This is a genomic window from Cardinium endosymbiont of Philonthus spinipes, from assembly GCF_964030745.1.
Classification (GTDB): Bacteria; Bacteroidota; Bacteroidia; order Cytophagales; family Amoebophilaceae; genus Cardinium.
This window is the reverse complement of sequence record NZ_OZ034918.1, coordinates 418,236-431,200: the sequence shown is the minus strand read 5'-3', so window position 1 is coordinate 431,200 and position 12,965 is coordinate 418,236. Positions and strand designations below refer to the sequence as shown.

The 12,965-nt window shown below is 38.2% G+C and carries 5 protein-coding genes; 4 read left to right on the top strand and 1 reads right to left on the bottom strand.

Going from position 1 to position 12,965, the window contains the following annotated elements; all coding sequences use genetic code 11:
* Positions 1–713 precede the first annotated feature (713 nt).
* From AAHM81_RS01840 to AAHM81_RS01825, 4 genes are read left to right on the top strand one after another with little or no spacing between them, the layout of a single operon-like run.
* The gene (locus AAHM81_RS01840) at positions 714–6,197 is read left to right on the top strand and encodes an ankyrin repeat domain-containing protein (RefSeq protein WP_342265660.1); all 5,484 of its coding nucleotides are present in this window, start codon (positions 714–716) and stop codon (positions 6,195–6,197) included.
* Positions 6,163–8,250 (top strand): type I secretion system permease/ATPase, encoded by a 2,088-nt coding sequence (locus tag AAHM81_RS01835; RefSeq protein WP_342265659.1) that lies wholly within the window; start codon positions 6,163–6,165, stop codon positions 8,248–8,250. Before AAHM81_RS01840 ends, AAHM81_RS01835 begins: the two co-directional genes overlap by 35 nt.
* A gap of 16 nt (positions 8,251–8,266) precedes the next feature.
* Entirely contained in the window at positions 8,267–9,616 is a 1,350-nt protein-coding gene (locus tag AAHM81_RS01830; protein ID WP_342265658.1) for an HlyD family type I secretion periplasmic adaptor subunit, read from the top strand.
* Positions 9,613–11,715 (top strand): type I secretion system permease/ATPase, encoded by a 2,103-nt coding sequence (locus AAHM81_RS01825; protein ID WP_342265657.1) that lies wholly within the window; start codon positions 9,613–9,615, stop codon positions 11,713–11,715. The genes AAHM81_RS01830 and AAHM81_RS01825 overlap by 4 nt, the downstream gene beginning before the upstream one ends.
* Here AAHM81_RS01825 and AAHM81_RS01820 read toward each other — a convergent pair whose 3' ends face one another.
* The gene (locus AAHM81_RS01820; RefSeq protein WP_342265656.1) at positions 11,716–12,954 is read right to left on the bottom strand and encodes a TolC family protein; all 1,239 of its coding nucleotides are present in this window, start codon (positions 12,952–12,954) and stop codon (positions 11,716–11,718) included.
* Between the last annotated feature and the right edge of the window lie 11 nt (positions 12,955–12,965).

Sequence of the window (12,965 nt, the reverse complement as noted above, 5' to 3'; positions counted from 1 at the left end):
ATTGCTGCTTTTTATTGCAATTTTATTGAGCGTATTTTACTCAACCAAAACCTTATTCAAAGGTTATTAACTTGAATCGTTTGGCCTACTCATTATGTTCAATATGGGATGGTTTTTAAACTACTGTGTATGGGCTAAATGCATCATAATGTAGTGGATTTATTATTGAATAACAGATATAAATTTAATAAATAAATTCAACCATATGTTTAGGTCTTAACCATTCTTAATAATTCTTTTAATAGATATTTTGTTTTTGTTGAATTTTTCAATATTATTACACAAAAAGCAAGTAATCAAATTTTTTTTAGTCTAAAATTAAGGTAATATAACAATTAATGTCGATCATTAAAGAGTATTTAATCGGTTTTGATCGATCTCTTAGCCAAGAGGTTAAGCAAGATCATCTTAACTTAAGTGGTGATCAGGTAGCTTGCTTAAAAAATTACTCATAAATTATTTTAATTAGATTAGCGAGAAATGTTTGACTGTGATCTTGTTCGAGCGTCATACATCTTAACTTCAAAAAGTATTCAGGATCTGTTTTGCTTGTATGTTGTTTGGGGTCTGATCCTGTTCTAAAATGACTGTTTAGTTTCTTTTTTAGACTGCCTTAAAAGCGAGGCGAGATATAAGGTAAGTTGAATGCGTATAGATAATATTCACACTGCTTATACCATATATAGCTGTATAAGCTTTAATCCTGCATTAAAATGAACAGGCAGTATCCAATCACAGCAACTAGTACTAACCGAGAAGCAGACAATATCTTTCCACCCTTTTCAGGAGAACTAGCGGTAGATCCAAATCTACAATATACGCCTAGGCATACACTTAATGAGTTAAAAGAATACATACAAACCGAGTTGCCTAATAGCAGCAAGTCAAAAATCGATTCGTTGAATGGTGTAGTAGCGCATCCTTTCCCTTATCATTTTGCTACGTTTGCTTCAAAAGCATATGAAAAATATGAAGCGTCCAAAACATATGAACAAAACTTACCCAGTGGATGGCAATTATTAACTACTGCCAGTAATCCTATTAGGGCGAATGGTTATTTTGGTGCAGCTTATTGGCATCCCGAGAGCGAACAAGTTGTTATTGCCCACCGGGGAACTGATCCTAAGAATCTTGGAGCAGATTGGGCTGATTTAAAGGGCGTTGTTTTTGGTGGATATGTTGCTCAGATGCATTCTGCTAGTACATTTGCGCATCATATGCTCACTGTTTTGAAAGAGGTTAACCAAACATGTCATACAAACTTCCAATTGTTCTTTACGGGCCATTCGCTAGGTGGATGGCTAGCGCAAATTACCACTTTTACAGTAAAATATCTTACTGTAAATGATAACAATGGCTGTTTTGTCAACGCAAATCAAGAAGGTTATCACGCCCATACGGTAGTTTTTGATAGTCCTGGTTGTAAAACAATGTTAGCTCAGATGCAGGATAGTTTCGCTGTCAGATATGACAGTAGTCATACGCTTCCGATAGCTACCTTAGATATTAATAGTTATTTATCTGCTCCAAATCGAATTAATACTTGTAATCTCCATGTGGGGAAGGTATATCGGATTTTTATTGACCTCTCAAATATGACGTTTGCGCAAGAAAAGACGCCGCTCTATAACTTAGCAACCCATAGCATGTCTGCAATCTTAGGCGCATTTGACGCTAAAACAGGTCAGGTTAAGCAAGATGGGATAGGTAAACTCAAAATACAAGAAGTAGTAGATTGGCCAGTTAGTAGTGGTTTGTCTGGAGGTCCGGAATATAGTGGGTTTTTTGAGTGGGCAAAAAAGCTTAATGCGTATCATCCAGATTGGGAATTAAATCGCGAATCGGTTGATTTTCAGGTAGAGTTATATAAAAAAGGAGGTTATATTATTAGGTATCAAACAAAACCGTTTGATGAGCAAGTATGTAATGTTAGTGTTTTTAGCCAATCGGAGCAAGTTTTCTTAAAGCAATATGGATTGTTGCGAACATTTCCTGAATTTTTTCAGCCTAGTACTTTATTTAGTGTCATAAGTGATGAACGGGAGCAAGCACATGCTCAAACTATATTGGGTAAGTTTACTATAAAAAACGAGGCTATCCATAGTGATTCTGCTGCAGACCTCCATATACTAATTCCTTATGTTAAAAGATTGTTGTCGCTTTTTCCTAATATAGCCACTGCTGTCAGCAGCCAATGTTCTCATGCAGGTATTAAAGACAAGCTATATAAAATTTATTCTGATCAGTATCTTGAAGATATTGATCACAGTATGCGCCTACTGAATTTTGAGGATAATCAGAATAGCATTGATACAGGATCAAAGCTAAGGGGGTTTTTAAGTAATACACAGCAACAAGTTTGGCAGATAGATGTTCAAGAAGATACCCGTGTAGGCTTCATTAGAATATATAAGATCTTGCAACAAATAAGAGAAATGCAGCCAGCATACCAAGGCAGTCATACGGTATTAGAACTAGAGAAACTCCTGCTAGCCAATGAAGTCATTAGCATACAAAGTTTGCTCGAATCAAAACCAGTTGCGCATTTGTTAATCGTCGATTGCAATCCAAAAAAGGTCAATGAATCTCAAGTAAAGACGGTATTTAGTAATTTGTTTCAAAAGGTCAAAAATAGTTCTTTGAAGGGGGGCATTAAGATTATTTTACTTACTAAACAAGATAATAATGATAAGAGCTTGACAAAAGTTTTTAAGGAGCTTGGAAATCAAAATTTAGGTAATAAAAAATATCTTGTAACGCGAGATAAAGGTTTCACTTGGAGTGATTTAATACCTGAATCACAGAAAGCGCTTTTAGAAAGAAAGATAATCTTCCAAGGAGAACAGACAAGTTTAAGTGAATTGGTTCAAGAGAATGCAATCAATCAACTATTTGATTTTAGTACATTGGTTAAGCTGATCAATAATGATAAAATTAAAATAGGGGGTAAGCCATTAGGGATTAGTGACTTAGAAGGAGCATATGCTGAATTGCTTGAAGAAATTAACCAAGATACGCTGAAAATACATTTAGATAATGATTTGTCAGAAGCAATATATATCATTAGTGGGATAAATAGGGCAGATGAGGGTCATATGCTCAAAGGATGCATATCCAATCTAGGGGTTGAAATAGACAATATCAATGATCAGATGGATATCCTTACCTACCCCTATTCACTAAAATCTAGTGATAAAACAATACAGCTAGTTGATAGTGGATTTAAAGAAGCTAATTTTAAGCAGCTATGTCATCATCACTCAGACAAGAAGATCTATTGGATTAATTGGGATGCATCAAAATTTATATTACAAAAGCTTTATAATCCTGACTTTTACATTGAGCGGAATTTTAACAGGATAGATAAGGTAGTGATAAAAAAAAATATAAAAGCATCGCTCACCAAGAAAGCAATAGAAGATAAATTTATATTTAGTGGAAAAAAAGATAAAGAACTTAAAAAATTTCTTGGTTTAAATGATCGTCAATTAGATAACAATCGAATTTCTGTTATAGAAAATCCAGAAGTAGCAAGGGTAAAATTTAATGAGCTTAATGGTACTGTTCACTGGTTGGAGGTAGAGACCAATGAGGGTTCCGAGCAAATTATTTGGCGTAATTCTAAAGGTTCATTAAGAAATCTGCGCGAATATATTGATGAAAGTCAAAATAAAATAATTTTAGAGAAACAAGATAGCTTACTTGAAGCTATTAAAGCTGAGCAAGCAGTAATTATTGCTGATGATCCAGGAATGGGCAAATCAACTACTTTAATAAAATTATATGGCTCAAAAGATGGATCGAATGGAATGCTTGCTCCAGATTGGGTTATCCATGTAAATTTTAGAGATCATTTAAAAGCAATCAAGGAAGGTATTGATGCTGATCATATCGATGTTAATAACATAGCAAAATGCTTATCCTATATTGACTCAAGTTTGGATAATAGCTTTGCCCAAAATTTGCTAATATCCGCTTTGGATGAGAAAGAAGGCTGCCGCAAGCCTCTATTCATAACATTTGATGGTTTTGATGAAATACCAGATCAAAGAGATAGGGAGCAGGTTGTTGCGTTATTAAAATTTTTAAAAAATAAAACCAATGCCAAGGTTTGGGTTACCACTCGTTTGCACCATCGTGAAATGCTAGAAGATGCTTTATCGACATTTGCTATAACTTTTCAGCCCATGGATGATGCAACAAAAAGAATCTTTATAAGTAACTACCTAAAAGGTTGCCTATCGTTGCTTTTAAATGAAGAAGTGTTTGTAGACATTTTTAGTGATGGCGGTGTAGTGCAGGAGGGTACAAAAATGTGGAAGTATACTGAAGTATTGATAGAAAAAATGCAATCCGTATTTAAAGGTGATGGATCTAGGTTTATAGGTGTGCCGCTACAGTTTTGCTTGTTCTTAGGGCAAAATGGCTCTATAAAAGCATTCAAGAATTGGGCAATTCATCCTAATGATGTCCCCAATTTTGATTATTTAGGCAATAATATATGGGAAGTCTACAAAGGATTTATTAATCAAAAGTGTGAGATTTATTTGAAGAAACTAGGTATTACACAAGCAACAATCCAAGAGGTTATTAAGCAACATCTTAATGATTGTGGTAAAAGTTTGGCCAAATCATCAATTCTTTCATTAGGTCCCCAATCTACTTTAGAAAAAGAAAAATCTCAAGAGATAGCTCTATCATCTGGAATATTCAAGTCTGAGGGTAACGATTTAAAATCTATTCATCAAACCTTTGAAGAATATTTTGCCTCCCAGGTATGTACAGATTGGATAAAAAATGGTTCAAAAGAGTTGCCAAACTTAAAAAAGCAAGCATCTCTATTAAAAGAGATTTTCTTAAAACGTGATTATCAATTTGTTCGGTCTTTTATAGATGTTTGGCTAGAAAAGAACCCACTACCAGCAGCAGTCTTGAAACAATATGGAGCAACCATTAGCAAGTTATGGCAAACTAACCCTAATCTGCTTAAGAACCAAGCAGGATACACTGCATTGCATATTGCAGCAGCAGAAGGGAATCCAAATATTACAAGTTTTGTGTTAGATGCCTTTAAAAGTGTAGCCCCAGGCATGCTTAAGCCATTTATTGCTACTAAAGCGAAACGCAATGGATGCACCGCTTTGGAGCTAGCAGCTTTAAATGGTTGTGATACTGTTGTAAAGCAATTACTAGCACTTTTTAGCGAAGATCAGAAAAGCTTAAAGAAGCTTATAACAGCTAAAGACGAGGATGGAAGCACGCTTTTGCATCGAGTAGTTGTAAATGGTCATACTCTTGTTGTAGAGCAATTACTGGCGCCTTTTAGTGATGATCGGAAAAGCTTAAAGGGGTTAATCAAAACCCAGGATGGAGATGGATACACCGCTTTGCATATAGCAGTTGGAAATGGTTATGCTGCTGTTGTAGAGCAATTACTAGCACCTTTTAGTGATGATCCAGCAACCTTCGAGGAGCTCCTAAGGGTTAAGAATCATGATGGGCACAATGTTGTCCATCTAACAGCTTTAAGGGGTTGTCATCCTACCGTTCTGGCTCAAGTATTAGCATCTTTGGATCAAGAAACTTTGCATGAGGTCATACAAGATGCAGACAAGGCTGGCAACACTACTTTGCATTTAGCAGCTCATGGCGCCGATGCTACCATTGTAGCTCAATTACTGCAACGTTTGGACGAGGCAACCTTGAAGAAAGTCATGATAGCTAAGAACAAAGCTGGCAACACTGCTTTGCATCTAGCAGCTCAAACGGGCGAAGGTAAAGTTTTTGAACAACTACTCATCTATGCTAAGAATATTGGTGATAGTTGGGAAACCTTCAGCAAGCTAATTGCAACGACTAATAAAGCTGGAGACACTGCTTTTCAAATTTTGAAAAATATCGATTCCGCAAATAAGATTATAGAAGCGCTTATTAGCCAAGCTAATAGAGACCGTATTCCAGCTGAAATAATAACGTTATTGTCAACCATTCAAAATGGTCTTCCATCCAAAGTGGTTACAGTAATCCAGGATCTGCCTAATCTTAATCTTTTACAACAAGAAATGTGTAGCATGTCACAGAGCGGCCAAGTTGCTGGCAATACTTCACCCATGGGCACTGCCGATAATAGGGAATATACATTTGTCCCAAATAGTATAGAAGATGTCAATCGATATAAAGAGCGCGCTAATTGCTAGCCGATTGTTACTAGAATTGGCTGGTATCAAGGTATTAGAAGATAGCACATGGTCCCCACATCAGGATATTGCTACTGGCTTAAAGGCCCTAAATAAGGCCTATGGTGTTAGGTTAAAACAAAAAAAACTAAAATATGCTAATCTTGTAGCAAATAATCTACCTATAGCCTTTCTGGGGGTTGATGGCCTCTATCGCATATTAGCCAATATAGATGAAACAAATGCCTTAATACAACACCCGACCCAATCACATAGTGAACTGTGGTCTAGAGATCAGCTGAGCAATAATTGGAGTGGTAAGGTGATTATATTATCTGACTCATCATTAAAGTTCAATTGGTCTTGGTTTGTCCCCACATTTTGGCAATATCGCCGTATACTCTCTGAAGTACTATATTTCTCTTTGATCCTACAACTACTCGCTTTAGTCCTTCCTTTATTTTTTCAAGCAGCCATCGATAAAGTGTTGGCCTATAGAAGCTATAACACTTTAGATGTACTCATATTTGGTTTGCTGGTTACTAGTATTTTTGAACTAGTGCTTAAAGGATTACGCGAATACCAATATGTCCATACAACCAATCGCATAGATATTTTACTGGGTATTAAACTAGTAAAACATCTGTTAGGCTTACCCTTGCTCTATTTTAAAACCCGTCAAGTTGGCTCCTTAGTAGCACGTGTATTTCAACTTGGTAGCATTCGATCCTTTTTAAGTGGTGCTTTATTTACTTTGCTAGTGGATATTAGCTTTATGAGCCTATTTCTTCTAGTAATGTGGGTGTTGTCACCTGTATTAACAAAAATAGTTGTTGGCTCTATCCCTTTGTATATCCTAATTGCTTGGCGTATTACTAAGCCTCTACAGGCTAGATTAGAAACTCAATTCCAATACAATGCAGCTAACAGAGCATTCTTAACAGAAAGTATAGCTGGAGCTGAAACTGTTAAAAGTTTAGCGGTAGCACCACGGCTGGCTAGTCGTTGGGAAATCCAAACAAGGGATTTAGTAGGGGCTGGTTACCGTACCCAGCTATTATCTTCCCTATCTCATCATATGGTTGAAGCCATTGGTAAGCTAACCAGCCTATTCATTTTATGGTATGGTGCTAAATTGGTTATTGACCTTAAGCTCACCACTGGTGGGTTGATCGCATTTAATATGCTCTACCAGAACTTTTCATTTCCACTGGCCAAACTAGTTGAATTATGGGGTCAGTTTGTTCAGGCCGGGGTAGCAGTGCATAAGCTGGGTGATATACTTAGTTTACCTGTTGAACAAGCAGCAGTAGGGAAACAACAAAAGTTAAAAGGTGCCATTACCTTAGACCAAATAACCTTTCGTTACCAACCAGACGCCCCCCTTGCCTTACAAAACATCTCATTACATATTGAGGCAGGTGAACATATTGGTATAGTAGGTGCATCAGGTTCTGGAAAAAGCACGCTTGCCAGATTGCTGTTAAGACTCTATATACCAGAACAAGGACAATTATTGTTTGATGGCATACGGCTTGATGCCCTAGAGCTACGCAGCTTTCGCCAGCAAGTAGCCGTAGTGCTGCAAGAGAACCTCTTATTCAACAGAACAGTACGTGATAATATTGCTTTATCCTTTCCTCAAGCTTCTTTAGCATCTGTCATAGATGCTGCAGAACTAGCAGGTGCCCATCCATTTATTGTACGGCTCCCTATGGGGTATGATACCGTATTAGCGGAAGGAGGCAGCTCTCTATCGGGCGGACAAAGGCAACGCATTGCGATTGCCAGGGCTTTGTTAACCGATCCCAGTATACTGATCTTTGATGAAGCTACTAGTTCCTTAGATGGAGAATCTCAGGGCTTGATTCAGGCTAATATGGCTAAAATAGCCCATCAGCGTACCATCATTACCATTGCCCATCGTTTGTCTACTGTGCAGCATTGTGATAGAATTATAGTACTGGAAAAAGGAGAAGCAATAGAGCAAGGAAGCCATGAAGCCTTATTAAGCTTAGGTGGTATCTATGCCCGTTTATGGAAGCTACAAGAAGATTTACAACCAGAAGTTTAACCGATATCAATAAGCCATGGAACGACTATATCCTACTGGCTGTTCTGGTAGGCAAGACCGGTATGACCTCTATGAATTTCTACCCGCTTACATTGAATCCATAGAACGTCCCCCTTCACCAAGTGCTAGAGTAACCGCTATGGTGATCAGCATATTGGTCTCTTTGACATTCATTTGGGCTTTCTGGGGTGAGTTAGACATTCATGCCACTGCTCATGGTCAGCTTATCGTACCCAGCCGTTCAGGGCTTATTCAGCCTTATGAATTAAGTAAGGTAGTGAAAATCTTAGTAAAAGATGGTGCGCATGTTAAAGCTGGAGACAAGTTACTGGTTCTGAACATAGTAGGATCTGCGCAAGAGATTCGTCGCTGTAAAGAACAAAAATCTTTTCAACAATTAGAAGTGGCACGCTACAGTGCATTGCTACACCCCTTAAAGAATCTATGCATACCCAAGGAAAAATCCATAGTAGCAAGGGCTAAGGCACATTTTTCTAGTAGTTGGAGGGAACATCAAGCCATGTTAAACAAGTTTGATACAGAACTAACGATTAACCGATCTGAACAAATAGCACATCAAACCAGCATAAAATACTTACAAAAACTACTCCATAATATAGAACAACGTCTATCTTCCAGTCGTAAGCTGGCCAAATCCAATATTATGCCTAAAATGGAACTCTTGTCTAAAGAAAGGGAAGCATTAGAGATCAAATTATCCATTGCTACCAAGCAAAAAGAACTAAAAATACTACAGGCACGGGCTACTACATTGAAAAAGCATAAAGCCAGTTATATCGCACAAAAACATAGTTCTTGGCATGATTCCTTAAATAAGGCAGCATCTGCACTATTCATAGCAGAGCAGGAGCTGGCCAAAGCGCAAGATCGGGGCCGTTTACAGATCTTAACAGCCCCATTAGATGGCATAGTACAGGAGGTTGCGGTGCATACCATTGGAGGTGTCGTACAAGCGGGTCAAACCTTAATGATTATCGCGCCACATAATGCCCCTGAACAAGCAGCAATTGATATTGATAATAAACATATAGGATTTGTCAGGCCAGGACAATTGGTTACGGTAAAAGTTGAAGCCTTTCCTTACCATCGTTATGGTACCATCAATGGTAAGGTGCTCAGCCTATCGCATGATTCTGTTCAACGTAGTAGGCACCATATGACTGAACTCGTTTTTCCAGCTCAAATTGAACTAGAACAAAATTATATTATGATCGATGGAAAGCCGGTAAGCTTAACTCCTGGTATGACCATTACTGCTGAAATTAAAATTGGCAAACGGCGGGTAATAGATTATCTCCTTAGCCCCATTAGCGCCTATACCTCACAATCTTGCCGAGAACCATGATTACAGGGAAATATGGTATACCAGCCTTAGTTAAAGCCCTTCAACGCTTTGAAGTAATCGCAACAGAAGAAAGTCTTTGTCATAGCCTTGGTACAGATGGCACTGAATGCACTGCTTTGGATCTATGTAGAGCGGCTAGGATAGTTGGCTTACGTGCCAAATGGTATGAAAAAGTTAATGGGAATCTTCTAGCTTTACCTTTTCCCATACTCATTTGTTTGAATGGAGCGTGGAGCGTTATTGAAAAAATTGAAGCAGATGGCTCCTGTTTGCGGTATGATATAGCGAGCGATCAGTCTTTCAAAGAACCATTTCCTAAGATCACATCTGATAGCCCAATCGTCTTACTGGCTGAAAAAGAAATGCAAGTCTCAGATATTACGTTTGGTATGCGTTGGTTTTTTCCTGTTATATTACGTCATATGGGCCAGTTTCGTGATGTATTGATTTTGTCTTTGGCGCTACAGTTGATTGGCTTGGTAAGCCCCTTGCTCTTTCAAAATGTTATAGACCAAGTACTCGTTAGTAGAAGCCTCTCTAGTTTACATGTACTGGCTATTGCGATGCTGGTCCTTACCATAGCAGCGCCTATCTGTGGTTACTTGAGAAATAAAATATTTACCAACTTATCTAGTAAAATTAATGCCGAACTTTCATCTAAACTCTATCGTCATTTACTAGACTTGCCATTAAATTATTTTTTACAGAGACAAACTGGGCAGATTGTAGCACGGGTAGGCGAAATGGACCATATTCGTCAGTTTTTAACTGGTTCCGCCTTAATGTTGGTACTCGATATTGTTTTTATCTTATTATTTATAGCAGTAATGTTTATTTATGCTACCAGATTAGCCTGGTTGGTAGTCGTATCTTTAGTACTATATACCCTATTTTGGCTAACCATTGGTCCAATGATCCGTTATCGTGTCACCAAAGCATATGATGCCAATGTATTGACTACTGCCTATTTAACCGAAATCATAACCGGTATAGAAGTGGTAAAGACCACTGCCACTGAACCAGATTTCCTTAAACGTTGGCAGCAAGTATTAGCTTGTGCGTTACGTGCAGCATTTTCAGCTAAAAAAGTGGCCATTACAGCTGGACAGGGTATTGCCCTGATACAAAAACTTACTACTGCATTGCTATTATGGTTGGGGGTAAAGACCGTGTTACAGGGGGAACTAACTGTTGGTGGATTGATTGCTTTTAATATGTTCGCTAGCCATGTCACCCAGCCTATTTTACGTTTGGTACAAATTTGGCAGGACTTTCAACATACCATAGTTACCCTACGCCGTATTGGAGATATCTTAGGGACCGAATCAGAAACAACCCACAAAGGAGTTGCATCTCTGGTAAAAGGAAAAGTAGCCTTCCAATATGTAAGTTTTCGTTACCAGGAGGATACACCCGAAGTGCTAAGCAATCTCTCTTTTACTATAGAAGCTGGTACATGCATAGGTATTACGGGGCCATCTGGATCTGGTAAAAGTACGCTTACTAGATTGTTACAACGCTTATATAGGCTACAGAAAGGAAGTATTCTTGTAGATGATATGGATATAGCTATTATGGATCCCTATGCATTACGTCGGAGTATGGGGGTAGTATTGCAAGACAATATGTTGTTTGCTGGGTCAATATGGGATAATATTACTTTATGTGTGCCGCAAGTGGCCCAAGAACAGGTTATAGAAGCGGCAAAACTAGCTGGTGCAGATGGCTTTATTCATGCTTTACCACAAGGCTACCAAACCCATATAGGAGAAAGGGGGAATGGCTTATCTGGTGGACAGCGGCAGCGCATCGCACTAGCTAGAGCTTTGATAGGGAATCCAAAAATTCTGATTCTAGATGAGGCTACTGCTGCGCTTGACTATGCATCTGAAGCCGCCATTATGGCTAATATGCCTCATATTGCTCGCAATAGAACGGTTATCACGATTGCCCATCGACTGGGTACTATTAAACATGCTGACGCTATTTTCGTATTGGATCAAGGTAGAATGGTTGAACAAGGGACCCATGACACCTTATTGGAACAAAAAGGGCTCTACGCTAAGCTATGGGCTATACAAACCACTGGTAAAGCATAACTATTTATCAAACCTACCCACCAGGCGATAAAGGGCACACTCTGCTTGTTTGACCTTAAAAGCATAAGTTATTGTATCAATTTCTGATTTTTGAAGTACTTCTTCTGCTTCCTGTAACTCAAGTAGTTTTACTTGATTCAGTTGATAGGCTTTTTGAACAAAAGCTAATTTTTGTTTACTTACCTTCAAGCGTTCTGCTGCTATTCTATGCAGCCCTAAGGCATGATGGTAGACCCACTGCTTATCCTCTAAGTTGCCCTCGGCAGCTAGCTTTTCTTTACGTAGTTTGAATGTTTCATTGTGTAAGGCGATCCTTGCTTTTGTAATCTCTGTAGGCATCAGTAGCAAAGTTCCTACATCAATAGTGATCCAAATCTTGACCAACTTACTAGATGGGTTATTACTCCATCTCTTATCTTGTAGATTATAGCTATAGCCATTGGAGCAAAATCCACTGGATAGGCTTAAACAGGAAAGTGGATAAGCCTTCGCTTGCTTAAGTTCCAATGCCGCTATGGCTACTTTTTTTTCTTGTATGGCTGTTTCTAGATCAACTACTTTGTCTTTCGTAACCGCATGCATATCCCATATAGGGGCAATAGGAATATGTGATTGTACTAGAATCGCTTCATTGAGTGGCCTGCCCAGCATTAAATTTAGATTGCGGCGTTTCTCTTTAAGGGTTTCTTCTTCCTCCAATAAAGCTAAATGAGCCTCTTTTAGAGCCAAATCAGCATTTAAGAAATTTATCTTAGGTACAAAGCCCAGCTTAAATTTCTGCTCTTCTATCTTTAACCTAGATGCCGCAATCCGGATAAAAGTGCTAGACAACTCCCATTTCTTTTGGGCCAATGCAAGTTCATAATAGCAAGTAACTACTTTTTGTAATGCATCTGATATCGACTTTCTAGCGATTAGGGTGTTGACAGCATGATGCTGATTATTGATTTTAGTCTGGAAAATTTTGTCAAAAATTGATTTGAGCTCCCATGTTAATGTAAAAAATGGATCTGAACGAAAATCAAAGCTTTTAGTGCCTTTCTGCCATTTATGTTCCTGAGCAGCCATAAAGGTAGCTTTAGGGAGCCATATATGGAGATGAGCAAGTCTAGTAGATAACAACGACCCTTTTCTAATGCCTTGCGCAATCAGAATGTCAAAATTCTTTTGTAAGGCAATAGCTATCGCTTCCTCAAAACCAATAGGCTTAACTTTAGCGTGAGATACGTTAAGTACCATGCTATAGATTA